Raw genomic sequence first — 23,887 nt, 5'->3', positions numbered from 1 at the left:
TTAACTAATTGCGTTCAGCGGCGAAGCCGCACCGAAAAACTGCGAGCCAACGAGAGCGCTTTGAAAATGCCCGCCGACAGACGGGATAGCAAGACTTATTTCGAGATCAAGCTCGGAGAGTGAGCATTTTCAATGGAGCGCCTTCCCGAGGGTTGTCGGTGATGCTTTCAGGAGCCGTTCCCCTAAACGGATTCCAAAGGCGGAGCCTTGGCGAATCTTTGCTTCCTTTCTTTTCGCAAGAAAGGAAGTGCCCGCCCCGGCATGAGGGGCAAGCCCTGCGCCAGCAGAATTTCCACGGGGAACCCCCGCAGAGAAAAAACAAATTCTGTTACAAGAAAAGCAAAGCCCGCCCCGGCACGGGGGCAAGCCTTGATTTATGCGCTCAGGTGGAAACAAGCTTCGCGCCGGGGTAATACCATTCAAGGATTTGCTTGTAGTTGGAGCCGTGTTGCGCCATGTATTCCGCCCCGGCCTGGCTCATGCCCACGCCGTGGCCGTAGCCCTTGACTGAGAAGGTGAATTTATCCTTGGCGTAAGTGACTGTGTAATTTGCGGAGCGCAAGCCGAACGCCGTGCGAACCTCGCCACCCTTGACGGTTTTTCCGCCGAGCGTTTGATTCGTCACAGAGCCGGAGGTCGTTCGTTCCGCCTTGCCGAACCACGCGGAGGGGTCGCCGTTCAAAGAGATTCCCCATTGCTTCTGTGCCGCTTGCTGCACCTGCTGAGCGGCCAAAGACACGGTGGTGCTGTAACCACTCGCGCTAACGTCGCTGGGGCTTGCAACCGGCACCAGGTAGCTGTAATCCCCACCCCAAATGTCTTTGGCAGCCTCCGTATTGCCGGAGGAAATCGCGTAATACGTCGCGCAGATCAATTGGCCGTCGCTTTGCAGCGTTTGGCCGTAAACCGCGTCGGCTACCTTTCCCAGCGTCTGGTAGTAGGTGTCAAATTTGGTGCCCCAGCGCTTCTGCATTTCCGCTTTGGTGGTGTAGAGCTTCCAGCCGGAAATGTCAGCCGAAAAATCCGCACCCTTCAGTGAGGCGTCCGGTTTCTCCTTCTGCTGCGCCCGCAGGCGGCCGTAATAGGTGTAAGCGCTCACCGCCTGCGCTTTGAGGGCTTCCATCGGGCTTTCGGGAGACATCTCCGTCGCGACGGCTCCGTAGAGGAATTCCTTATCATCAACCGTCAGCACCTCTCCGGTGGGCTCATCCAAAATCTTAAAAACAGCGGCTGTCTGGGTGCTTTGTGGCGGACCGGTTGCGGACTGTGGCGCAGACTGGCTGCTTTCTACGGCGGAAGACGCAGGGGAGCCGGATTCTTTGTCCGGCACCTTTGCGCCCAGCGCGATCAAGGGGATGAGCAGCAGCAGTAAGAATAAAATCATGCACCATGCGGTTTTTCCTTTCATACGGGCTCCTTTCCCCGCAAAGCATACACCTGTATTGACTTTGCGGGATGCGTGATATAAAATGGGTCATAGACTTCAGAAAACTGCCAAAACGGGGGACATCGCTGCGCGACCGCCGAACAAGATGAGAAAGGGCCAGAAAGCATGATGAAAAAAATGTGGATCGCATTTGCGGTCTCGTGTGTTTTGGCGATACCGATTCGCCTGTATCAGCTGATGAACTTTGTAGACAGTAAGACAGGTTTTTTTACGGATGGGAACGTAACGGCGGCGATTGTGTCTGTTGCGTTGGTTTTGGGCTGCGCGGGGATTCTGCTGCTGTCGTACCGTGAAAAATCCATTTCGTTTACCTTTGGGGATTTGTCCGGATTTCCGACAGTGATCTTCGGTGGCCTTAGCGGCGCCGCACTGCTGATTTATTCGCTGCACCAGCTGATGCTGGTGGCGGCCGGGCGCGATAACTTTTATGACGACGGTTTGCAGCAGCTGCCAGTCTGGGTGCAGCACCCGGGCTTGTATGGAGCGTTGGCGCTGTTCGGAATGTTGGCGTCCATTAATTTTCTGGTACTCACCTGGGGTCTGGCAACGGGCAGGAACCCCTATGTGGCTCTGCCGGCCGGTGCGCTGATCGTGCCGCTGTGGTCCTGCCTGGATCTAACGGTGATGTTTGTCAGGTACACCGAGGTAGTCAACACAATTGAGAGCCTGTATTCCATGTTTATGGTGATCTTTTTGCTCCTATGCCTGTTTGCCCAATCGCGCTTCTGGGCCGGTGTGGACGACCTCAAAAGCCGCCGGCTGATGGTTTCCACCAGTATGTGCTACGGCTTGCTTGCGCTGACCGTTACGGTGCCGAATCTTTTAATGTATGCCATGGGCCGGGGAGTGTTCTGCTCCATGAGTATGGAGAGCAGCGTTTTGTACTTGGTGATCGCGCTGTTTTTAGTCTCGCTGGGTGTAAAACTGGCCTGCAAAGGGAATGCTGATGCCAGACATGAAAATCAAAGTGTTAATTAGTTAAATTTTTCGCAATGTCTTGTAATATTCCTGAAAATCATATAAAATAATGGAAAGACAAGGAAAGCTTTAAATCGATTTTAGGAGGTTGTACTATGTCTATTAAAATTGGCATCAACGGATTTGGCCGAATCGGCCGTCTGGTCTTCCGTGCGGCGGTGGCTCAGCCGGATGTATTCGAGATCGTCGGGATCAACGATCCCTTCATTGATCTGGATTACATGGTGTACATGGTAAAGTACGATACGATGCACGGCAGATTTGAGGGCGAAATCGGCACACAGGGTGGCAAGCTGGTTGTAAACGGCACAGCAATCAACGTTCATTCAGAAAAGGACCCCTCTAACATTCCGTGGGGCGCTGACGGCGCAGAATATGTTGTGGAATCCACTGGTGTATTCGCCACAAAAGAAAAGGCCTCGTCTCACATTGCGGCCGGCGCAAAGAAGGTTGTTATTTCCGCTCCGGCCAAGGATGACACCCCCACATTTGTATGCGGCGTCAACCTCGATGTATATACCTCCGATATGACGGTTGTTTCCAACGCATCCTGCACCACCAACTGCCTGGCTCCGCTGGTGAAGGTCATCAACGATAAGTTCGGCATCGCAGAAGGCCTGATGACGACGGTTCACTCCACCACCGCTACTCAGAAGACCGTAGACGGCCCCTCCGCGAAAGATTGGAGAGGCGGCAGAGCGGCTTCCGGCAATATCATTCCTTCGTCCACCGGCGCGGCGAAGGCTGCGACTCTGGTGATCCCTCAGCTGAAGGGGAAACTGACCGGTATGTCCTTCCGCGTTCCTACCCTGGATGTGTCTGTGGTTGACCTGACCTGCCGTCTGGAGAAATCCGCTACGTATGAAGAAATCTGCGCAGCCGTGAAGGGAGCCTCCGAAAACGAGATGAAGGGTATTCTGGGCTATACCGAGGATGCCGTTGTTTCCTCCGATTTCCTGGGTGACCCCCGCACCTCCATTTTCGATGCAGAAGCAGGCATCATGCTCAATCCCAATTTTGTCAAGCTGGTTAGCTGGTATGACAATGAGTGGGGTTACAGCAACAAGGTGCTCGATTTGATCAAGCACATGTTCAGTGTCGATCATAAATAAAAACCGCATTAAACCTTATGATTCTTGATGGTTTAAAATAGTTGTCATGCTTCGCTAAGACCAGTTTCATTGTAAATAAGCCGTTTTTGTTATAACAACGGTTTTCGTTGTACCGTATTTATACGAGTAACAATATGGCTATCATAACACAAGTATTAACACTCTTTGTTATTTTGTTTTTGCAATTTAACAAGGGGTGTTTTGTTATGTTACTGCAAGAACTGTCAAAAGAATTCAAGTTCAATTGTCAATGCTGTTTATGGTGTCTTTGTGTAAGATTTATTTTTTAAACAAGGCCAAGATATTATTCCATGAGTTACCTCTGGAAAAGGACTAAATATAAGCTGTACTATTGAACCGGTATAACACTTTGGTATCATCCTGTTTACAGTAAAACCTCCTGCCGTTCTGCGGCAGGAGGTTTTACTGTAAGGAGACACTTCAAGAACTTATTCGTATAGTGATACTTATTAGCGGGTAGCTTTCATCATATTGTCAAGCTCGTCCGCCAATCCGACAATCTCCTGAACCGCATTGGACACGTTTTCCATTGCTTTTGTCTGTTCCGTTGTCGTGTATAAGGTGGACTGTGAGCTTTGAAGCGTACTGTCAATGGATGTTGTAATCTGCTGTGTAAGTTGTAAAATATTTTCTGCGGTCTTTTTTGAACTTTCCGAAAGATTTTGAATTTCCCGCGCAACCACGGCAAATCCTTTGCCGGCTTCTCCTGCTCGCGCCGCTTCAATCGAAGAATTAAAACCAAGCAGCATGGTGTTCGTCGCAATTTGAGAAATGGATTTTAATATGCCATTGATTTCCCGTGTGAACTTTCCGATCTGTTCAATTTCCTGATTCAACTGCTTCTGCTGTTCGCCAATACTCTGGGCAGATGCCGCAAGTTCCTCTAAAGTAGCGGAAATATCGACAAACTTATTGGCCAGCTGCTTAGCGACCATTTGCAGTTTTATCTTTGCAAGCCCGTTTTCCGCAAGTGTGTTTACCACAATAAACAGCACTTCAGCCGCAGCATTAATATTTCTTTTTTCCGTAACTTTTATTTCTTTCACCGCATCGACAAGACCATCTTCGCTGGAGCCGATTTTTTTTGCAACTTCACGGTAATAATCTTCCTTAGGCTTTTCCGAAAGGAGCTGTCCGCCCAGCACGGTTCCAATCAATTCGTCGTGGACGATGATCGGGGCGGCAAAATCGATCAGCCCGGCATGACACTGCCCCACATAGGGCCTTCCGGTGCGTGCGGCTTCCTGCCCCATCCGATTGTGAGAGTGGGCACATCTTTCATCACCAATTTTGCTTTTATGTACATATTGGTCACAAAACTTCGAATACGAACTCGGGTCAGTAACCGGATTTCCGCTTCTGTCCACCGTCACGCTTGCACAGTCCATGCTAACTGCAAAGTTGTCTTGAAAATTTTGCAGCAAAGTAATATCTACAATATCGTTTATTTCCAGTACACCCATGTCAATACTGCCGTCTTGCCTCATTCGAATCATTCCAGTCATCTCCTTAAAAGTAATTCATTTTATTACAGAATATGTTTCCTATATCGCGCTTTCCATCCATAATATACATAAAAAAATGTCTTATATAATTTTAGTGAAGAAATATCACTTATAGTTATTAACCTAATATCTAAATTTTTTTCATAATCGGATAGAGCCTTTTGAGCTTTATTCGATCATCATCAGTAGTAAGAAGGATAATTGTAAAATTTACTGATTTGTGCTGGATATACTAGTAAGCAAATCAGCAAAACGGCAAGTGGTACTTTCCCACGAGATGAAGAAATATTCGGTTGGCCGGAGCTTGATAACGGTGTATGTGCATAAAACACATGCACGTTTTTATATACGGCAAAAATACGGCGCGTCCTCTTTTTTCTAAAATCCGACACTGTCAATCCAGTAAGATACTGTAATGCCACTGAAACACACGCGATTTCATTTCTTATTCCTTTTTCCCAACCTGGTCAGGGAAAAGGAACATCCGGTTTTCAGTGTATCGATTGTTGGAATAGATTCTCTGTTGGGTTCTCCAACCCATTACCTAATCAAACTGGCAATTATTTGTATGATATAAACAAATTAGCAGAGTTGCTAACCTGATTGTTTTAAGAGAATTACTAAAAACTATTGAAATTTTAGGAATTTGTGGTATGATGAAATTAGAAAGCTCTGGAAGGGAGTGGATTCACATGTCATCGAAAACGCAGGGCTCCAGTTTGCCGCTTTTTCTGTTTCATCAAGGCACGAACTGCAAGGCTTATGAGTATATGGGCATGCATGAAACAGAACGGGACGGGTCCCCCTGCATGGTATGCCGGGTTTGGGCGCCGAACGCTCTTTCTGTTTCTGTTGCGGGCGAGTTCAACGACTGGGATGCCGACGAGTATCCGATGAAGAAAATCAGCCAGGGCGTTTGGGAGGGCTATTTGCCCTTTGTTCTGCCCGAGTACATGTCTTATAAATTCTGCGTTGGGCAGGCGGACGGCACCGAGGTATTTAAAAGCGATCCCTATGCCTTCCATTTTGAAAACGGTTTTGGGAACGCCTCCAAATATTATTCGTTGGATGGTTTTTCGTGGAAAGATGCGGCGTGGAAGCGCCGTCAGGCACAGAAGCCCCACTACAATCAGCCGGTGAATATTTACGAGTTGCACGCGGGCTCTTGGCGCAGAAATCCGGATGACAGCCCTTATTCCTACCGCCAGCTGGCCGAAGAGCTTCTTCCATATGTGAAAGAAATGGGGTATACGCACATTGAGCTGATGCCCCTCACGGAATATCCGTTTGACGGCTCCTGGGGCTACCAGGTGACAGGCTATTTTGCGCCGACCTCACGCTATGGCACGCCGAAGGATTTTATGTATTTTGTCGATCAATGCCACCAGGTGGGGATCGGCGTGATTCTCGACTGGGTTCCCGCTCACTTTCCCAAGGACGAAAACGGTCTGGCCCGCTTTGACGGTACCCCTTGCTATGAATATGCGAACCCAAAAAAGGGTGAGCATAAAGACTGGGGAACACTGGTGTTCGATTATGGCCGCAGTGAGGTGATCAGCTTTCTGATTTCCAGCGCAGTGTTCTGGTTGGAGCAGTACCATATTGACGGAATTCGGGTAGATGCGGTAGCGTCGATGCTGTATCTTGATTACAGCCGTAAGGCAGGCGAATGGATTCCCAACGAGCAGGGCGGGCGGGAGAATCTGGAGGCCGTTACGTTCCTTCAGAAGCTCAACGAAGCGGTGTTCGAGGTGTCGCCGCATGTGATGATGATTGCGGAGGAATCCACCGCGTGGCCGCTGGTTTCGCGCCCTACCTACTGCGGTGGGCTTGGCTTTAACTATAAGTGGAACATGGGCTGGATGAACGACATGCTGCGGTATATGTCGCTCGACCCGGTTTACCGCAGGTATAATCACGACAGCCTCACATTCTCATTTGTCTATGCTTTTTCCGAAAACTTTATCTTACCCATCTCACATGACGAGGTGGTACACGGTAAATGCTCGCTGATCAATAAAATGCCTGGCGATAATGAAGAAAAGCTTGCCGGTGTGCGTGCGTTTATGAGCTATATGATGGCGCATCCCGGGAAAAAGCTGATTTTTATGGGCACAGAATTCGGCCAGTTTGTTGAGTGGAATAATGAAAAGCAGCTGGAATGGTTCCTGCTGGAATATCCGCTGCATCAGCAGGCCCAGTGCTTCTTTAAAGCGCTGAATCACTTCTACCTGGAGAATTCCGCCCTGTGGCAGATTGATTTTTCGTGGGAGGGCTTTTCCTGGATTTCGAACGATGATTACACTCAGAGTGTTATTTCGTTCCGCCGGATCGATCAGGCGGGAAAAGAACTCATTGTCGTTTGTAATTTTCAGCCGATTCAAAGGGAAAACTACTGTATCGGCGTGCCGTGGGACGGCGTCTACCAGGAGGTGTTCTCTTCCGATCAAATCGAGTTTGGCGGTACCGGCGTTACCAACGGGGACTCCATTTCTTCTCATCCGATTCCCATGCACGGGTATGAACAAAGCGTCAGCCTTACGCTGCCGCCCATGTCCGTCTTCTATTTAAAATGCAGGCGGCGCCGTACGCAAAAGAACGGCAGCCGGTTGCCGAAACAGCCATCATAATCAGCGGCGCTTTTCAAAACACTAGCCAAGGAGGTAAGTTACGATGTTGCCAAAACAAGAAGTTGTCGCCATGCTGCTGGCCGGCGGGCAAGGCAGCCGCTTGGGGGTGCTGACCAAAAATCTGGCAAAGCCTGCGGTGCCCTACGGCGGAAAGTATCGGATTATTGATTTCCCGCTTTCCAACTGTGTTAATTCCGGAATTGAAACGGTGGGGGTGCTTACTCAGTACCAGCCTCTGGTACTGAATGATTACATAGGCAGCGGCCAGCCTTGGGATCTTGACAGCATGGATGCCGGTGTTCATATGCTGGCACCGTATCAGCGCGGACGCAAGGCCGATTGGTACAAGGGAACGGCAAATGCCATTTATCAGAATATTCCCTTTATCGAGAGGTACCACCCAGACTATGTGGTAATCCTTTCGGGTGATCATATTTACAAGATGGATTACTCGAGGATGGTTGCATATCATAAGGAGAAAGAAGCGGACTGCACCATTGCTCAGATCGAGGTGCCTTGGGAAGAGGCTTCGCGTTTTGGCATCCTGAATACTCGCGAGGATGGCTCCATCTACGAGTTTGATGAAAAACCTAAAAAACCGAAAAGCAACAAAGCCTCCATGGGGGTTTACGTGTTCTCGTGGAACAAGCTGCGAAAATATCTGGAGCAGGATGAAGCCACCCCCCAATCCTCCAACGATTTTGGCAAGGATCTTCTGCCAACGATGCTGGATGCGGGCGAGAGAATGTTTGCTTACGAGTTCAGCGGCTACTGGAAGGACGTCGGGACGATTGAAAGCCTGTGGGAATCGAACATGGATTTGCTCAACCCGCATACCGAGCTGGATTTGGGCGAGCCTTCGTGGAAAATCTATTCCCGCAACCCGGTGATGCCGCCGCATTACCTTTCACCGGAGGCCATGGTGCAGAATTCGCTGATTGCCGAAGGCTGCAACGTGTACGGCGAGGTGGATTTTACGGTGCTGTTTGCCGGCACTTATATTGCGCCGGGTGCGATCGTGCGCGATTCGATCATTATGCCGGGCAGCAGGGTGGAAGAGGGCGCTGTTGTTCAGTATGCCATAGTTTCTGAAAATGCTGTCATCGGCAAGGGCGCCGTGATTGGGGCCAGGCCCGAGGATATGGACGATAAATCCAAGTGGGGAGTCGCTGTGGTAGGAGAAAACTGCGTGATCGCGCCCGGCACGGTAGTGCCGGCTAAGGCGATGATCGACGCGGAGGAGGTGGCGAAATAATGCGCGGAAATAATGTGGTGGGGTTATTGTTCTCTAATGTACATGAAGAAAGAGTGCGTGAGCTGACAGAAAAACGCGCGATGGCCTCTGTGCCGTTCGGCGGGCGTTACCGTCTGATCGATTTCCCTCTCTCCAATATGGTCAACTGCGGCATCAATAAGGTCGGGGTCATGACCAAGAGCAACTACCAGTCGTTGACGGATCATCTGGGCTCCGGCAAAGCATGGGATTTGTCCCGTAAACGCGAGGGCCTTTATATGCTGCCGCCGTTTGGGGCGCAAAGCTCGATTTCCAACAGCCGTATCGATTCGCTTTCGGCCGCGTTCCGTTTTCTTTCCAGCTCGAAAGAGGAATATGTGCTGCTCAGCGACTGCGATATTGTCGCAAACATTGACCTCAAAAAAGTGATTGCCGCCCATATGGAAAAGCAGGCGGATATTACGATTGTGTACCGGTTTGGCAAGGTTCCTCCAAAGGTGTCTAACGTTGGCGTATTGCAGCTGGACCCCGAATTCCGCGTGCGTGATATGCTGATTGATCCCCGCGTGGAGGGAGAATGCAATTACAGCATGAATATCCTCCTGATCGGCCGACAATTGCTGATGAAGCTAGTGGAGGATTGCATCAGCCGCAATCTGTACGATTTCCCGCGCGATCTGCTGCAGCGCAACATTCCGCATTACCGCGTGTACGCTCATGAATTTACCGGCTTTATGCAGGTTATCCACTCCATGAACGCGTATTTTGAGGCCAACATGGCGTTGATGCTGCCGCAGGTACGCGCCCAGCTCTTCTGCCCTGACCGTCCCATCTACACCAAGGTGCGCGACGATATGCCCGCGCGCTATGGCCTGGGCTGCCACGTGACCAATTCGCTGGTGGCCGACGGCTGCCAGGTGGACGGTGAGGTTCACAATTGCGTGCTGTTCCGTGGGGTTAAGGTGGCGAAGGGTGCAAAGCTTGAAAATTGCGTCATTATGCAGGACAGCTTCATCGGCCGCGACAGTCACCTGAATTATGTGGTCATCGATAAGGATGTAGAAATCAAGGAAGAACGCTCTCTGATGGGATTCCAGTCCTATCCGGTCTTTATCAGTAAGGGGAGTATTGTATAATACGAATCTTGCATAAAACAGGCAAAAAGGGACATTTCTCCCACCATAGGCGGGAAGAAAGCGAAATTTCATTTTGCTGTTTTTTGGATGGTTTGTGTAACTGACAGGAGGCGTAGTGATGAAAGTATTATATTGCACGAGTGAAGCCTTACCCTTTGCCGTCACAGGAGGATTGGGTGACGTGGCCGGCTCTTTGCCACAGGCCCTGCGCCGCCGCCTGATTGGCTGCCGGGTCGTAATGCCGCTCTACGACGATATTCCGCAGGAGCTGCGTGACCAGATGCACTTTGTAACCAGTCTTTCCGTGCCGGTGGCGTGGCGCAGACAGTATTGCGGTGTGTTTGAAGCAAAAGCGGGCGGGGTAATTTACTATTTGATCGACAACCAGTATTATTTTAAGCGCCCCGGCCTGTACGGCCATTACGACGACGCGGAGCGGTTCGCCTTTTTATCTCGCGCGGCGCTCGAAATGCTGCCTGCCATCGATTTTAAGCCCGATGTGATCCACTGCAACGACTGGCAGACCGCAATGGTTCCGGTATATTTTCGTCTGTTTTATGCAAATAATCCCTGGTATGAGGGAATCAAGACGGTAATGACGATCCATAATATTCAGTATCAGGGAAAATATGGTATGGAGCTGGTGCGCGATGTTCTGGGAGTTCCGGATTCCGCCGCGCAGCTACTGGAATATGATGACTGCGTCAATATGCTCAAGGGCGGCATTGAGTGCGCCAATTGGGTAACGACCGTAAGCCCCACCTATGCCCAGGAGATTCTGGACCCCTGGTTCGCGTATGGGCTTGAGGGAATTCTCAGCTCACGCTCATGGAAGCTTTCCGGCATTCTGAACGGGATTGATATTGTACATTATGACCCGATGAATGACGACACTCTGGCGGCGCCGTTCAGCGCGGAGGATCTATCCGGTAAGGCAGAGAACAAGCGCATGCTGCAGGAGCAGCTTGGCCTTGCGCAGGAGGCGGATACCCCTCTCATTGGCATGGTGACCCGGTTGGTCGCGCAGAAGGGTCTTGATCTGGTGCGCGACTCGTTTGAGCGGGTCATGGCGGAAACGGACGCACAGTTTGTGCTGCTCGGCTCCGGTGATTATGAGTACGAGAGCTTTTTCCGCGACATGCAGGGTCGTTATCCCGGCCGTGTGTGCGCGTATATCGGCTTTGTGCCGGAGGTTTCCCGCCGTGTGTACGCGGGCTGCGATATTTTCCTCATGCCTTCTAAGAGCGAGCCTTGCGGCCTTTCACAAATGATTGCTCTGCGCTATGGCACCATCCCGGTTGTCCGCGAGACCGGCGGCCTGAAGGATTCGATTCAGGACAGCGGCGACGGCGAGGGCAACGGTTTTACCTTCCAGACCTACGACAGCGGAGACATGGTGTACGCTTTGTACCGCGCGCTGGAGGGCTACGCCAAGAAAGAGGGCTGGGAGATTCTGGTACGCCGTGCAATGGCATGCGACAACAGCTGGGGCCATTCAGCCAATGAATACATCCGACTTTACAGGGAGCTGCTGAAACAGTGAGAAGAAAGCATTACACACCGCAATATTCCAAACAAAGAAAAAACGTCGTCCCCATGGTCCTGCTGGCAGGTGTTCTGCTGGCAGGGGCGGGGGCGTTTGCTCTATTCGGCCCTTTTTCGCCGTTTGCGGCAAAAAATCCGGTGCCGAGCACCCCGCAGACGGGTTCCTCTTCCCAGGCATCGCAGGCGCAGTCGTCGGAGATCGCTTCTCAGGCATCTTCCGTGCCGGTGGTGGAAGGGACGGGAATCTTTAAGGATGCTTACCCTAAGGCCGCACAAACGCTGGCGGGCATGTCTCTGAAGGAAAAAGTGGGACAGGTCTTTTTGTTCCGTGCGCCAACCGAAGGGGATGTGCAGACGGTAACCGAGTATCAGCCGGGCGGCTTTTTCCTCATGAGCGACAGCTTCAAGGATAAAACGCCGGAGCAGGTGCGCAGCATGTTGAAGGGGTATCAGGATGCCAGCAAAATCAAGATGGCGCTGGCTGTGGATGAAGAAGGCGGCACCGTCACACGGGTTAGCCAGTTCTCCGCCTTGGCGCCGAAAAAATTCAATTCACCGCAGGTAGTCTACGCAAACGGCGGTATGGACAGCATCCGTCAGGATACGCTTGAGAAAGCTGATCTGTTGCTGTCTTATGGCCTAAATGTAAATCTTGCCCCCGTAGCGGACGTAACCTTTGACAGAAGTGCCTATATGTTCCCCCGTGCGTTTGCCCGAAACGGAACGCGCACCGCGGAGTTTGTCAAAACGGTGGTGCAGGCCGCGAACAGCAAGCAGCTTTCCAGCACGCTCAAGCACTTCCCGGGGTACGACAGCAATCCGGATACGCATACTGGAGTAGTGACGGACAACCGTGATCTGGCAACGTTCCGCGACAGCGATTTTCTGCCGTTCCAGGCGGGCATTGATGCCGGCGCGCAGTGCGTACTGGTGTCGCATAACATTGTAACGGCGATGGACGCGAAGAATCCGGCATCCCTGTCGCCGGAGGTACACCGCATTCTGCGCGAGGAGCTGAAATTTACCGGAATTGTGATGACGGACGATCTGGCCATGCAGGGGTTGCGCGATAAGGTCGGGGAGAGTTCTGCCGCGCCCACAGCCTTTCTGGCGGGGAATGATCTGCTGCTTTCTACCGATAGTTCGGGGGATTTCGATGCGTTGTATGCCGCCGTGCAGGACGGTTCTGTTTCTCAGGAACGGCTGGACGAAAGTGTGCTGCGCATTCTAGCCTGGAAATATACAATGGGTATTATGAACTGAAAATGCCCTTCTTGTATTTTTTTGAATCAATCATTCTGTATGAAATATTCCTACGCGCGGAGTGCAATGGCTTTCGTGCGTACCACAAAGCGAAAGAGAGCAGTGCAAATGAGTAAATATGATCCCTTATGGAAGAATCTAAAAGAGGATGGCCGCAGCCCGCTTAGGCTCTCCTTTGAAGACATCAAAAACATCCTCGGCTTTGAGATTGACCATTCTTTTTTGAATTATAAAAAAGAAGCTAAGGAGTACGGCTATGAGGTTGAGAAAATATCTTTGAAAGAGAAAAATGTTCTGTTTCAAAAAACAGAGGAACAGGAGAAGCAAGCATAAGTGCTTGATTTACTTGCCGCAAAGCTCAAAGTATAACTATTATTGATAGAGCGAAAAAGCGGTTAATTTTCAGAAGATAAAATACATTCCGTACTTTTTGTCGATAAAAATATGGAAATATACAAATTGTATACAAAAACCGCCTCGGGAAGACTCCCGTGGCGGTTTGCAATTGTCTGATGAATTTGTTATGATATGCCCCAAAGGATCATTTTTCCGGGTTTTTCATACCCATGCGCGATTCTGCACTTTGAACAAGGTGGAACAGCGAGCCGGCGAACAGTGGGTACTGTTCTTGAATCAGCTCGGGAGAAAGCACGGGTGCCTGATCTTTTTTCAAGCCCTTTTCCTGCTCCAAATCCTCGCCGCCGGCCACGTATTCTGCGTTGGCCTGAGCAATTGCCAGTGCGGCGTCCGAAAGGCCTCGCTCAAGGCCGGGCGGCGAGGCGAACATGCCTCGCGGGTTTTTCGGGTTTGCCGAATACAAAATCCGGAACGCCTTGTAAACCGAGAGAGTCAGGCAGGCCGAAATCTCGGTGGTGAGCGCCTTGTTCCCACACTTTTGCAGCAGGCTGAAAATAATGTTCAGCGAGTTGGCGAGCAGCTTTTTATTTAAAACAGGCAGCAGGCTGCCTTTCATTACATTTTCCTTCCCGACGGCGTCCGGCTCGGGAATATCCTCCACGGTCAGGGTCGCTCCGCTGCGGTCAGGGGTACGCCCCAGCAGATAATCGCAGGAAACATTGTAAAAATCCGCGGCGCGCACGACAAAATCCAGCCCGCATTCGCGGATGCCCTTTTCGTAGTGCGACAGCAGGGCCTGTGAAACACCCAGCTCTTCCGCTACCTTTTTTTGACTGTATCCCTGTTCTTTCCGCAGTAATGTCATAATTCTGGGAAAATTACTGTTCATGTCGGAAAAACCCCCGTCGAAATTTGTGGTACTTTAACGTATTGTAAAGTATATAACAAATACAACGGATTGTAAACCGCTAGATGTCGTAGGAAGAATGAAAAAAGGAGCAATATCTTATGAAATCATATCTCATCCATCTGATCCGCCACGGAGTGGCCGAGGGGAACGTGCTTGGTCAGTATGTGGGCAGCACAGATTCGCCCCTCTGCGAGCAGGGAATCGAGCAATTATTGCAGATCAAACAGAAGCAGGAGTACCCGGCGGCACAGGCGTATTACAGCAGTCCCCTTGGCCGCTGCGTTCAGACGATGCAAATACTGTACCCCAACGCAAAACCGGTGCTGCTCGACGGCCTGCGGGAATGCGATTTTGGAGACTGGGAGGGCAAAACAGCCAAAGAACTGGAGGGCGACCCCGCGTTCCTGCACTGGATGGAGAGCGGTCAGAAAGCCGCGCCGCCGAACGGCGAAGACAGCCGCGCATTTTTATACCGGGTGTGTTCCGCGTTTGAGCAGCTGGTGGAGGAGCTTTTGCGCTCCGGCACAACGAGCGCGGCGGTGGTGACGCACGGCGGGGTGATGATGGCCCTGCTTTCCACCTATGGTCTGCCCCGGGCCTCCGCTTACGAGTGGATGACCGAACCGGGCTGCGGATATACGCTGCGCGTGACTCCGGGGCTGTGGATGCGCTCGATGGTGGCGGAGGTGATCGCGACCATTCCGCAGGGTGAGCCGGGCGTTTTGCGCGAGCATACGGTTGTCGATTTGGCACGCGAAGCGGCGAGCCGGGCTTACGGAACAGAAGAGGAAGAAAAATAGGGGTTGACAAAACCAAAACCGGCTCATATAATAATAACAATTTCATAGACCATTTGGTCCCCCAAAGACATCGAAGGGAAAAAGACATTTGGCAAAGCAGTCAGAGAGCCGGCGGTTGGTGCGAGCCGGTGCGGAGCCTTGTGTGAATAGCTCATCCCGGAGTCGTCGGCCTGAAGAACGTTTCAGTAAGGCCGAACGCAGTAGGCAGCGTTATCAGCCGGAGCCTTGTCAGAGGCTTTTTAAGGGCTTTCCGCGCGAGCGGATTTCCGAATCAGGGTGGTACCGCGGGTTTGTTTTCAGCAAATTCGCCCCTGACTCAGCATGAGCTGAGTCAGGGGCTTTTTTTGATTTCTTTTCAATTTACGCAACAAGTAAATTGATGGAACATCAACCGCTCTTTTCTCAGCGGAACGATTTATGGTTATAAAGGAGAGATTGATTATGGTAACAGGCTATCAAAAGTACATTCCCTTTCAGCCGGTTCGTCTGCCCGATCGTCAATGGCCCGAAAAGGTGATTGACAAAGCACCCGTCTGGTGCAGCGTAGATCTGCGCGACGGCAACCAGGCACTCGTCAACCCGATGAATCTGGATGAAAAGCTTTTGTTCTTCCAAACGCTGGTAGACATCGGCTTTAAAGAGATTGAGGTGGGCTTCCCGTCCGCCTCCGAAACGGAATATGAGATGCTTCGCACCCTAATCGATCGAAACCTGATTCCCGACGACGTGACCGTTCAGGTGCTGGTGCAGGCTCGCCCGCATCTGATCCACAAAACGTTCGAGGCGATTTCCGGTGCGAAGAATGTCATCGTTCATTTTTACAATTCCACCTCCACCCTGCAGCGCAAGGTTGTGTTCAACACCGACATGGACGGTATCATCGATATCGCCGTCAAGGGCGCAAAGTTGATCCGCGAGCTGACGGAGGAGGAAATCGAGAAGAGCGGAGCGAATATCCGCTATGAGTATTCGCCCGAGAGCTTTACCGGCACCGAAATGGATAACGCCGTGCGTATCTGCGAGCATGTGCTCGACGAGCTGGGCGCCACACCGGAGAAACCAGTGATTTTGAACCTGCCCAGCACAGTGGAGGGCAGCACCCCCAACTGCTACGCGGACCAGATTGAATATTTCTGCCGGCATTTAAAGGGTCGCGACCGCGCGATTATCAGCATCCATCCCCATAACGACCGCGGCTGCGCTGTGGCCGCGACAGAGCTGGGCATGATGGCCGGAGCCGAGCGCGTGGAGGGTACCATCTTCGGCAACGGCGAGCGCACGGGCAATGCCGACGTGATGGTTGTCGCGATGAATCTGTACACGCAGGGTGTTGATTCCGGGCTGGATTTCACCGAGATGAATAAGATCCGCAAGGTGTACGAGTCCTGCACCAAAATGAGGGTTCACGAACGGCATCCCTACGCGGGTGAGCTGGTGTTCACCGCGTTCTCCGGCTCGCATCAGGATGCCATTAAAAAAGGCGTGGATTACATGCAGAAGAGCCGCTCTCCGGTATGGCAGGTTCCCTATCTGCCCATCGACCCGGCGGATGTGGGCCGCGAGTACGAGCCGATCATCCGCATCAACAGCCAGTCCGGCAAGGGCGGAGCGGCGTTTATTATGCAGCAGATGTTCGGCTACAACCTGCCGAAGGAGATGTACCCCGAGTTCGGCATGGTGGTGCAAACCGCCTGCGACAACGTGGGCCGCGAGCTGCAGCCACAGGAAATTTTCGATTTGTTCCAGAAGGAGTACCTCGAAATTCGCTACCCGTACAACCTCAAGAGCTACCGGGTGCATGAGGAAAACGAAGACGACGGCGAAACCATCGTTCACTTTGACGGTGTTCTGCGCTTTCACCATGAGGATCACAAGATCAGCGGGACGGGCAACGGCCCCATCGATGCGTTCTTTAAGGCGCTGGGCGGCGTAGGCATTAAAGATTACCGCTTTGTATCGTACCACGAGCACGCAGTTTCCAAAGGAGCGGATTCGAAGGCGCTGTCGTATATTCAGCTGACCACCCCGGACTACAAGACCGTATTCGGCGTGGGACTCGACAATAACATCAGCCTCGCGTCCATCAAGGGAATCGTGTGTGCCATCAACCGCGCACAGCTTTCCACCGCGGGCAATAATTTCTGAAATACTATAGCTTTTCTTTTATAAAAGGTTCAATGGGTTTCTTACCCCCGCCGCAGGCGGAGGTAAGAAACCGTAAGACTTGTTAAAGTGGCATTACGATATTCTATCGTTTTTCCGTCTTCGCAGGGGAAACAAAAGCTCTTCTTTGTGAGAGTTATAAATCTAGGATTGAAGGATTAAGGAGGAATATATATGCAGAAGTATCGGATCGCTGTACTTAAGGGTGACGGAATCGGACCCGAAATTGTAGAGCAGGCGCAGCGAGTACTGAACCGCGCCGCTGAAAAATTCGGATTTGCCGTGGAATATACCCCCGCGCTGCTGGGTGGCTGTGCGATCGACGCGGCGGGCACCGCTCTGCCGCAGGAAACCATTCATACCTGCAAAGCGTCAGACGCGGTTCTGCTCGGCGCGGTGGGCGGCCCTAAGTGGGATGTGCTGCCCGGCAATCAGCGGCCCGAAACAGGGCTGTTGGGGATTCGCAAGGCGCTGGGGTTGTTTGCGAATCTGCGCCCCGCCGTTATTTTTGAGCCGCTCAAAGGTGCGTCACCCATTCGCCCCGACATCATTGGTGCTTCGCTTGACCTGATGGTCGTGCGCGAGCTGACCGGCGGCATCTATTTTGGCGAGCGCGGCACAAAGCAGGTAAATGGGATGGAAGCCGCCTACGACACGGAGTTGTACAGTGTGCCTGAAATCGAGCGCATCGCCCATGTAGGCTTCGAAATGGCCCGCAAAAGAAACGGCCGACTGTGCAGCGTCGATAAGGCCAACGTGCTGGATTCCTCCCGCCTGTGGCGCAAAACAGTGACCCGCATCGGGAAAGAAGAATACCCCGACGTTGCGCTGAGCCACATGTATGTGGACAACTGCGCGATGCAGCTGGTGCGCAACCCCGGCCAGTTCGACGTGATCGTTACCTCCAATCTGTTCGGAGATATTTTGTCGGATGAAGCCTCGATGATCAGCGGTTCCATCGGTATGCTGGCCTCCGCCAGCCTGGGAGCGGGGAATCCGGGCATGTACGAGCCGATTCACGGTTCCGCGCCGGATATTGCCGGCCAGGGAATCGCGAACCCCCTGGCGACTATTCTTTCGGTGGCGATGATGCTGAGGTACTCCCTGAATCAGCCGCAGGCCGCCTCTGCAGTCGAAGCGGCGGTAGACGCCGCTCTGCGCGAGGCGCGCACGCCGGATTTAAAAGAGCAGGGGCTGCGAACCGTGAGCTGTGAGGAGATGGGAACGCTTGTCTGCGGACTGCTGTGAGGGACAGGCGGGCCTTGGGGAGGAGAATCTGGATTTGCCGGTTCTCAGCTTTCAGCGGGGGCTGAAAGACGGTCTGCCAATTTGTTTGGGGTATCTATCGGTATCCTTCGCGTTTGGGATGACGGTGGCTCAAAGCGGGATGCCGATTTGGGTGGCGATATTTATTTCCGTCACCAATTTGACTTCCGCCGGGCAGTTTGCAGGGTTTGACCTGATTCTGCACGGTGCGCGGTACCTGGAGATTGCGGTTACCACCTTTGTGATCAATCTGCGGTATTTTCTAATGTCGCTTTCTTTATCTCAAAAGGTGGACAAGGGGATGACAATGCTCCAGCGGTTTGTGCTTTCGTTTGGCATTACCGATGAAATCTTCGCCGTTGCCATCCAGCAGCCGGGAATGGTCGGTGCGCGCTATCTGGCCGGGCTGATTACCACTCCGCTGTTCGGCTGGTCGTTCGGCACCTTTTTGGGCGCGGCGGCAACGGGATTTCTGCCCGAAAGCCTGCGCACCGCGCTTGGAATCATGATTTACGGCATGTTTATTGCCATTATCATTCCTCCGGCCCGGCAGTCGCGGCCGGTTGCGATGGTGGTGGTGCTTTCAGCCGCGCTGAGCTGTCTCTTTCGCTATGTGCCGCTGTTTCACGGCATTTCGTCCGGTTGGGCGACGATTTTGTGCACACTGATTGCCTGTGCGGCCGCGGCGCGGCGCTACCCGATAAACTGTGCGGAAACGGAGGACAATGAATGAATACTGTTTATGTTGTGTCCTGCGTTCTGCTGATGGCTGGGGTGACATATGTGATTCGCATGCTGCCCATGGTGGTATTCAAGCAGCGGCTTGAAAATCGTTTTGTGCGCTCTTTTTTGGCATATGTGCCGTATGCGGTGCTTTCCGCCATGACCTTCCCGCAGATTCTGTATTCAGCGGGCGGCACGGCGGCTTCGGCAGCCGGGCTTTTCCTGGCGCTGGTGCTTGCGCTTCGCGGCAAGGGGCTTCTGATAGTGGCGCTCGGCGCGGCCGCTGCGGCACTGCTCACTCAGCAGCTGCTGTTATTGGGAGGATTCACATAAAGATCAAAAAGCTTCCGCGTTAGCGGAAGCTTTTTTTTGCTGAAGGCCGCCGAGAAAACTTCGCCTTTTGTTTTTTTGAACGATATGGTAAAATAGCCACAAGGGTGTAGGACAAGTTCCATTGGCACCTCTCTTCCGTTTCCGTACGGCGGCGGTCATTTCCAGAGCGCTCTCGTCGGCTCGGAGAAGCTTCTGAACGGAAGTTGGCCGCAGGGTTGTTTCTGCGTGAAAACAGGAAGTTTATTTTGCAGACTGTCCCGCGATGTGTCAGCGGGTTCAATCCGCCTGCCGGAGAAAGGAGCAGATCATGAACAAGGAACATACTATTTTGCAGTCCATGACTTTGTTCCGCGGCATAGAAGAGAAAGATCGTGAAACGATGATAAACTGCCTGAGTATCGGCGTCAGGGAGTATTCGAAAAACCAGATCGTGCTGCTGGTGGGCGAGCCGGTTGAATGGATTGGCGTTGTTCTGTCAGGCCGGGTGCAGGTGATGAAGGAAGATCTGCTTGGCGGCCGGTCGATTGTCGCGGAATTTTCAGAAGGCGAGATTTTTGCGGAATCTCTGGCCTGCGCGCAGGTGCGCCAGAGTCCAGTTACCGTTGTCGCGTCCGCAGACTGCCGCGTGATGCGTCTTTCCGCAGACAGATTGCTGTCTCCATGCCCGGCTATGTGTGGGCATCACGCCACATTACTGCGCAACATGATGCAGCTATTAGCGGAGAAGAATGTGTATCTGAACCGCAAAATGGAAATCCTTTCTCAGAAGAGCACGCGTGAAAAGGTGTTGGCTTATCTTGGCGAGCAGGCGCGCTTACAGGAAACCATGGAGCCGATGATTCCCTTTACGCGCGAAGAGCTGGCGGATTTTCTGTGTGTGAACCGCAGTGCCCTTTCCAAAGAGCTGGGGCGCATGCAGCGGGAGCGGCTCATCCGCTTTCACCGAAACCGATTTACTCTCTACCCGGACAAGCAGCAGACCTAACGGGATACGTCTTGATGGAATCCGTTCAAAAGGGAGATCTGTCTCCGCCGCAGGCGGTGAAAAGAAATCTAAATTTTATTTTCAGTTTTTTTAAAAAATATTGCCTATCACCGGCCAAGGCCGCATAAAACAGCGGAGGTTTCATGAACAGTTTATCCAACATTACTACGATCAAAGAGATTTTAGGCCGTCATGGCTTTCATTTCAGCAAGGCATTGGGGCAGAATTTTCTGATTAACCCCACAGTCTGCCCGCGCATGGCGGAGGAATCCGGCGCCGCGCCGGAAACCGGTGTGCTGGAGGTAGGCCCCGGCATTGGGGTGCTCACCCGCGAGCTGGCGGAGCGGGCGCAGAAGGTGGTTTCGGTTGAGCTTGACCGCCGCCTGCTGCCGGTACTGGAAGAAACGCTGGCGGATTACGATAACGTTACAGTGGTAAACGGCGATATTTTAAAGCTCGATCTGCGGGAACTGCTGGAATGCGAGTTTGCAGGAATGCCGGTGTCTGTGTGCGCCAACCTGCCGTATTACATCACCTCACCCGTGATTATGCGTTTTTTAGAGGAGCGGCTTGCGATTACCTCTCTGACCGTGATGGTGCAGAAAGAGGCGGCGCGGCGGATCTGTGCGCAGCCGGGCACCCGCGAATGCGGCGCGGTTACGGTGGCGGTGCATTACTATGCCGAGCCGGAGATTTTGTTTGAGGTATCGCGCGGCAGCTTTCTGCCCGCGCCGAATGTGGATTCCTCTGTGATCCGGCTGACGCTGCGCAAAGAGCCCGCTGTTTCGGTGGACAATGAAGAGGGCTTTTTCGCCCTGGTACGCGCGGCGTTCGGTCAGAGGAGAAAAACAATGCTCAATTCCGTTTCGGCCGGATTGTCTTTGCCGAAAGAAACGGTGGGGAAAGCGCTCGATGCTGCCGGGCTTGACCGACGCGTGCGCGCCGAACAGTTAACGATGCAGGAATTTGCCGGGCTATACACTTGCCTGGCTGCGCAAAAGGAGTGATTTATGTGCTGGATTCAGATGAAAAAATAGCAAAATTCTTTTTCGGATTTGGCTTATTACTTGCTGTGGGGGCGATGATCCTCGGCCCGCTGGATATTCGCAGCTGGTCGATTGCCTGCGGAGTAACGGCGTCCTTTGTGGCGCTGGCCGGCATGTTTTTTGCCCTGCAAAGCTGGAACGAGCCGGACGACGTGTCGAAGGTGCAGCCGATTGCGATGGCGCCGCCGGGCGTGGCAGCGGCAGCAGTGGTTGAATCGGAGCAGCCCGGCACGGTAAGCGGAGAAACTGCTGGAGCTGCGGCAGAGGAATCGGAACAGTCCATAGAGTAAACAATAGCACCGGCAGGAGAATATTCCTGCCGGTGCTTTTTTACGGTTCAGCAAACGGGCCGCACGGCGGCACATCCTCGCCGGGGCTGTTGGCCGGTTCGTTCAATCAGCCCGCAAGCGATTTTTGTCCCGGAATCACCGGATGGCTGGGTAGTAAAATCGTCTGGGTGAGAATGAATAATGACCGTACGCCCAATCACCTGTGAAACAGTGAAGCGGTCTGTAAAAAAGGATAAATACGCGGTACCCTGGTTCCCAAACAGGGGCGGCATATCGCCGGCGTGGGCCGGGTGCGGGCAGTTCCCCGGATTAAAGTGCCCGCCGGAGTCTGCGAAAGGGTCTTTGTCGTTTCCGGTACAGGCTTTCCCCTCGTGAATATGAAATCCAAACACATTTACCGGGCAGGAACCTTTCCCCTGAGGCAGCCCATGGATCAGGGCTGAAACTAGAACGCCGTCGGCCATTTGATGCAGCCGAACAGTTCCGCACAGCTCCGGGTATGCGGCGCTTCCCTTGATGACGGCATGTGCATCCGGAGTTCTTCTCCCGGTATTTTGAAGAGTATTAAAGTCGAGCACAGCAGCACCTCCTGTATTATTGTATGCTTTTGCAGAAGAATGTGATCAAAGGGTTTGACATCATGGGCAATCTCCGTGAAGAGGCAGCCTTCGTTATTCCGTTGGTTGACAAGTTCCCAAAATCATCGTATCCTTAAGCTATTCTATAATAAAAAGGAGAGACGCTTGGGTGATTTATCGGATAGCAATGCCACTGAAAGAGCATCTCGTCACATATCTTCAGGACAACAAATTGGAGTTTCCTGAAAATGTTGAAATCACATATTTTGTTTATGAAACCATTGAGCAGCTTTGCGATATCTACAATAAAATCCATTCGGATTTTCAGGGGATCATCACCAGCGGCGTCATTCCGAATCACGTGCTGGAGGAGCTGCGCCAGGGCAATACCCCGTGCCTGAGTTATCTTGATATCGACATTGAAAATACCTACCGCATCCTGCTTCGGGAGAGCATTCAGCGCAGGCAGCAGGATTTCTCGCGCATTGCGGTGGATTTTATGGCGGATAAAATGACCTTGCCGCAAGCGATCGAGAAGAACGCGCTTGCAGCCATTGCGCGGGAGTATGACAATACATTTCGTCATTATAGTCACAGCATCATCGAGGAAGAGGAAAAGCGTTTTTCTCATTATGTGGAGGAAAAGTTTCGGGCCGGTGAAATCGATTTTGCAGTCACCTATCTTTACACCACGGCGGAGCGAATGAAGAAAATGGGCTATTCCTGCTATTATATTTACCCAAGCCAGAACGCACTTACAAACACGGTAAGAGAGGTTATGGCTAAAATTGATGCCTCGCGCGCGAGAAGAAGCTACCCGGCCAATGTGCTGATTACCTGCTCTGAACTACTGACACGAAAATACAGCAATACGGAAATGAAGTTTTTGGCTTATAAAAAAGAAATTCTGACGCTGATCAGCCCTTACAGCGGCAGCCTAACCGTAAAAGACAGCCGCGACGGCTTTGAAATTTATACCGACTGTGATACCCTCGCAAAGCTCACGGATAATTTTTTGGGCTGCCCTTTTTATACGCACCTGCAAAAAAGCCTGAACTTTTCGGGGTCGATCGGCTACGGAATCGGTCGTAATTTCTATCAGGCCCGCATGAACGCCATGGACGCAGTGCGTCACGGAGAAAATTTTGGGGATGACAATCACAGAAGCTTTTTGATTGATGAAGACAACAAGATTATCTGCATGACTTCCGGCGGGGAAGCGGATCTTGTCATTTCGGATGTGGAGAGCGATTACATTTACCGTGTTGCGTCAGAGGTAAAGCTTTCGCCCGAAACAGTGTCAAAAATTATTCATGTCCTCAAGGAGGAAGGTTCAGATGAAATCTCCTCTCTGGACCTGATCAATCGGTTGGGTATTTCCACCAGAACGGCAAACCGCTTTCTGGCCAATCTGCTTAAATTTGGGAAGGCGGAGGTTGTCGGGCAAAAAAGGATTGTCCCGAAGGGCAGGCCGGTGAATATTTACAAAATCATGTTGGATTACTAAAATATGGTTCCATCCGTCGACAGCAGGTCCCCCGGGAAAGCTTCTGTTTCGATGTGCG

Annotated in this window: 21 protein-coding genes and 1 other annotated feature; of the genes, 17 read left to right on the top strand and 4 right to left on the bottom strand. The window is 52.1% G+C overall.

What is annotated here, in order from left to right; genetic code table 11:
- Positions 1-382: 382 nt before the first annotated feature.
- On the bottom strand, positions 383-1,408 hold the full coding sequence (gene spoIID / locus QOS46_RS08165; protein WP_283608797.1) for a stage II sporulation protein D: 1,026 nt from the start codon (positions 1,406-1,408) through the stop codon (positions 383-385).
- A gap of 144 nt (positions 1,409-1,552) precedes the next feature.
- Between spoIID and QOS46_RS08160 the strand changes: the two genes are divergently transcribed.
- Together QOS46_RS08160 and gap are read left to right on the top strand one after the other, a co-directional pair.
- Positions 1,553-2,425, top strand: coding sequence for a hypothetical protein (locus QOS46_RS08160; RefSeq protein WP_283608796.1), 873 nt, complete (start codon positions 1,553-1,555; stop codon positions 2,423-2,425).
- A gap of 95 nt (positions 2,426-2,520) precedes the next feature.
- On the top strand, positions 2,521-3,537 hold the full coding sequence (gene gap / locus QOS46_RS08155) for a type I glyceraldehyde-3-phosphate dehydrogenase (RefSeq protein WP_283608795.1): 1,017 nt from the start codon (positions 2,521-2,523) through the stop codon (positions 3,535-3,537).
- Between the two features lie 470 nt (positions 3,538-4,007).
- On the opposite strand, the gene QOS46_RS08150 is transcribed toward gap, so the two are convergent.
- The gene (locus QOS46_RS08150; protein ID WP_283608794.1) at positions 4,008-5,054 is read right to left on the bottom strand and encodes a PocR ligand-binding domain-containing protein; all 1,047 of its coding nucleotides are present in this window, start codon (positions 5,052-5,054) and stop codon (positions 4,008-4,010) included.
- 701 nt (positions 5,055-5,755) lie between these two features.
- Here QOS46_RS08150 and glgB point away from each other — a divergent pair.
- From glgB to QOS46_RS08120, 6 genes are all read left to right on the top strand, one after another.
- Positions 5,756-7,693 (top strand): 1,4-alpha-glucan branching protein GlgB, encoded by a 1,938-nt coding sequence (glgB, locus tag QOS46_RS08145; protein ID WP_283608793.1) that lies wholly within the window; start codon positions 5,756-5,758, stop codon positions 7,691-7,693.
- Between the two features lie 43 nt (positions 7,694-7,736).
- Positions 7,737-8,948 (top strand): glucose-1-phosphate adenylyltransferase, encoded by a 1,212-nt coding sequence (locus tag QOS46_RS08140; RefSeq protein ID WP_283608792.1) that lies wholly within the window; start codon positions 7,737-7,739, stop codon positions 8,946-8,948.
- Positions 8,948-10,063 carry a glucose-1-phosphate adenylyltransferase subunit GlgD gene (glgD, locus tag QOS46_RS08135; protein ID WP_283608791.1) on the top strand — a complete coding sequence of 372 codons (1,116 nt, stop codon included), beginning with the start codon at positions 8,948-8,950 and terminating at the stop codon, positions 10,061-10,063. The genes QOS46_RS08140 and glgD overlap by 1 nt, the downstream gene beginning before the upstream one ends.
- 118 nt (positions 10,064-10,181) lie before the next feature.
- Positions 10,182-11,606 (top strand): glycogen synthase GlgA, encoded by a 1,425-nt coding sequence (gene glgA / locus QOS46_RS08130; protein WP_283608790.1) that lies wholly within the window; start codon positions 10,182-10,184, stop codon positions 11,604-11,606.
- Entirely contained in the window at positions 11,603-12,871 is a 1,269-nt protein-coding gene (locus QOS46_RS08125; RefSeq protein ID WP_283608789.1) for a glycoside hydrolase family 3 N-terminal domain-containing protein, read from the top strand. Before glgA ends, QOS46_RS08125 begins: the two co-directional genes overlap by 4 nt.
- Before the next feature lie 108 nt (positions 12,872-12,979).
- Positions 12,980-13,204 carry a hypothetical protein gene (locus QOS46_RS08120; protein WP_283608788.1) on the top strand — a complete coding sequence of 75 codons (225 nt, stop codon included), beginning with the start codon at positions 12,980-12,982 and terminating at the stop codon, positions 13,202-13,204.
- A 208-nt stretch (positions 13,205-13,412) separates the two neighbouring features.
- Here the strand turns inward: QOS46_RS08120 and QOS46_RS08115 are convergent, their stop codons facing one another.
- The gene (locus tag QOS46_RS08115) at positions 13,413-14,117 is read right to left on the bottom strand and encodes a helix-turn-helix domain-containing protein (RefSeq protein WP_283608787.1); all 705 of its coding nucleotides are present in this window, start codon (positions 14,115-14,117) and stop codon (positions 13,413-13,415) included.
- Between the two features lie 119 nt (positions 14,118-14,236).
- On the opposite strand from QOS46_RS08115, the gene QOS46_RS08110 reads away from it, so the two are divergent.
- The 8 genes from QOS46_RS08110 (at position 14,237) to QOS46_RS08075 (ending at position 21,744) form a co-directional block, all read left to right on the top strand.
- Complete coding sequence (locus QOS46_RS08110) at positions 14,237-14,938, top strand: histidine phosphatase family protein (protein WP_283608786.1); 702 nt, start codon at positions 14,237-14,239, stop codon at positions 14,936-14,938.
- A gap of 61 nt (positions 14,939-14,999) precedes the next feature.
- Positions 15,000-15,254: a binding site (T-box leader), on the top strand.
- A 125-nt stretch (positions 15,255-15,379) separates the two neighbouring features.
- A complete protein-coding gene (gene leuA, locus QOS46_RS08105) occupies positions 15,380-17,083 on the top strand; it encodes a 2-isopropylmalate synthase (protein ID WP_283608785.1) in 1,704 nt (567 codons plus the stop codon).
- Between the two features lie 192 nt (positions 17,084-17,275).
- Positions 17,276-18,349, top strand: a complete 1,074-nt coding sequence (leuB, locus tag QOS46_RS08100) for a 3-isopropylmalate dehydrogenase (RefSeq protein WP_283608784.1) — start codon at positions 17,276-17,278, stop codon at positions 18,347-18,349.
- On the top strand, positions 18,330-19,100 hold the full coding sequence (locus QOS46_RS08095) for an AzlC family ABC transporter permease (RefSeq protein ID WP_283608783.1): 771 nt from the start codon (positions 18,330-18,332) through the stop codon (positions 19,098-19,100). The genes leuB and QOS46_RS08095 overlap by 20 nt, the downstream gene beginning before the upstream one ends.
- A complete protein-coding gene (locus tag QOS46_RS08090; RefSeq protein ID WP_283608782.1) occupies positions 19,097-19,423 on the top strand; it encodes an AzlD domain-containing protein in 327 nt (108 codons plus the stop codon). The genes QOS46_RS08095 and QOS46_RS08090 overlap by 4 nt, the downstream gene beginning before the upstream one ends.
- Before the next feature lie 307 nt (positions 19,424-19,730).
- The gene (locus tag QOS46_RS08085; protein WP_283608781.1) at positions 19,731-20,408 is read left to right on the top strand and encodes a Crp/Fnr family transcriptional regulator; all 678 of its coding nucleotides are present in this window, start codon (positions 19,731-19,733) and stop codon (positions 20,406-20,408) included.
- Between the two features lie 143 nt (positions 20,409-20,551).
- On the top strand, positions 20,552-21,415 hold the full coding sequence (rsmA, locus tag QOS46_RS08080) for a 16S rRNA (adenine(1518)-N(6)/adenine(1519)-N(6))-dimethyltransferase RsmA (RefSeq protein ID WP_283608780.1): 864 nt from the start codon (positions 20,552-20,554) through the stop codon (positions 21,413-21,415).
- Between the two features lie 5 nt (positions 21,416-21,420).
- On the top strand, positions 21,421-21,744 hold the full coding sequence (locus QOS46_RS08075; RefSeq protein WP_283608779.1) for a hypothetical protein: 324 nt from the start codon (positions 21,421-21,423) through the stop codon (positions 21,742-21,744).
- Between the two features lie 47 nt (positions 21,745-21,791).
- Here QOS46_RS08075 and QOS46_RS08070 read toward each other — a convergent pair whose 3' ends face one another.
- Positions 21,792-22,322, bottom strand: coding sequence for a superoxide dismutase family protein (locus tag QOS46_RS08070; RefSeq protein WP_283608778.1), 531 nt, complete (start codon positions 22,320-22,322; stop codon positions 21,792-21,794).
- A gap of 169 nt (positions 22,323-22,491) precedes the next feature.
- Here QOS46_RS08070 and QOS46_RS08065 point away from each other — a divergent pair, with 169 nt between their 5' ends.
- Entirely contained in the window at positions 22,492-23,829 is a 1,338-nt protein-coding gene (locus QOS46_RS08065) for a hypothetical protein (protein WP_283608777.1), read from the top strand.
- Positions 23,830-23,887 lie beyond the last annotated feature (58 nt).

The organism is Faecalispora anaeroviscerum (genome assembly GCF_947568225.1).
In the GTDB taxonomy this organism is placed as follows: Bacteria; Bacillota; Clostridia; order Oscillospirales; family Acutalibacteraceae; genus Faecalispora; species Faecalispora anaeroviscerum.
This window is presented reverse-complemented; position numbering and strand designations above follow the sequence as displayed.

What these genes read in the sequence shown, in the direction of transcription:
- QOS46_RS08150 (WP_283608794.1), bottom strand. Translation starts at nt 5,054, where the DNA reads ATGATTCGAATGAGGCAAGACGGCAGTATTGACATGGGTGTACTGGAA.
- QOS46_RS08090 (WP_283608782.1), top strand. Translation starts at nt 19,097, where the DNA reads ATGAATACTGTTTATGTTGTGTCCTGCGTTCTGCTGATGGCTGGGGTG.
- QOS46_RS08120 (WP_283608788.1), top strand. Translation starts at nt 12,980, where the DNA reads ATGAGTAAATATGATCCCTTATGGAAGAATCTAAAAGAGGATGGCCGC.
- spoIID (WP_283608797.1), bottom strand. Translation starts at nt 1,408, where the DNA reads ATGAAAGGAAAAACCGCATGGTGCATGATTTTATTCTTACTGCTGCTG.
- gap (WP_283608795.1), top strand. Translation starts at nt 2,521, where the DNA reads ATGTCTATTAAAATTGGCATCAACGGATTTGGCCGAATCGGCCGTCTG.
- QOS46_RS08160 (WP_283608796.1), top strand. Translation starts at nt 1,553, where the DNA reads ATGATGAAAAAAATGTGGATCGCATTTGCGGTCTCGTGTGTTTTGGCG.
- glgD (WP_283608791.1), top strand. Translation starts at nt 8,948, where the DNA reads ATGCGCGGAAATAATGTGGTGGGGTTATTGTTCTCTAATGTACATGAA.
- leuB (WP_283608784.1), top strand. Translation starts at nt 17,276, where the DNA reads ATGCAGAAGTATCGGATCGCTGTACTTAAGGGTGACGGAATCGGACCC.
- QOS46_RS08110 (WP_283608786.1), top strand. Translation starts at nt 14,237, where the DNA reads ATGAAATCATATCTCATCCATCTGATCCGCCACGGAGTGGCCGAGGGG.
- leuA (WP_283608785.1), top strand. Translation starts at nt 15,380, where the DNA reads ATGGTAACAGGCTATCAAAAGTACATTCCCTTTCAGCCGGTTCGTCTG.
- rsmA (WP_283608780.1), top strand. Translation starts at nt 20,552, where the DNA reads ATGAACAGTTTATCCAACATTACTACGATCAAAGAGATTTTAGGCCGT.
- QOS46_RS08115 (WP_283608787.1), bottom strand. Translation starts at nt 14,117, where the DNA reads ATGAACAGTAATTTTCCCAGAATTATGACATTACTGCGGAAAGAACAG.
- QOS46_RS08140 (WP_283608792.1), top strand. Translation starts at nt 7,737, where the DNA reads ATGTTGCCAAAACAAGAAGTTGTCGCCATGCTGCTGGCCGGCGGGCAA.
- glgA (WP_283608790.1), top strand. Translation starts at nt 10,182, where the DNA reads ATGAAAGTATTATATTGCACGAGTGAAGCCTTACCCTTTGCCGTCACA.
- glgB (WP_283608793.1), top strand. Translation starts at nt 5,756, where the DNA reads ATGTCATCGAAAACGCAGGGCTCCAGTTTGCCGCTTTTTCTGTTTCAT.
- QOS46_RS08085 (WP_283608781.1), top strand. Translation starts at nt 19,731, where the DNA reads ATGAACAAGGAACATACTATTTTGCAGTCCATGACTTTGTTCCGCGGC.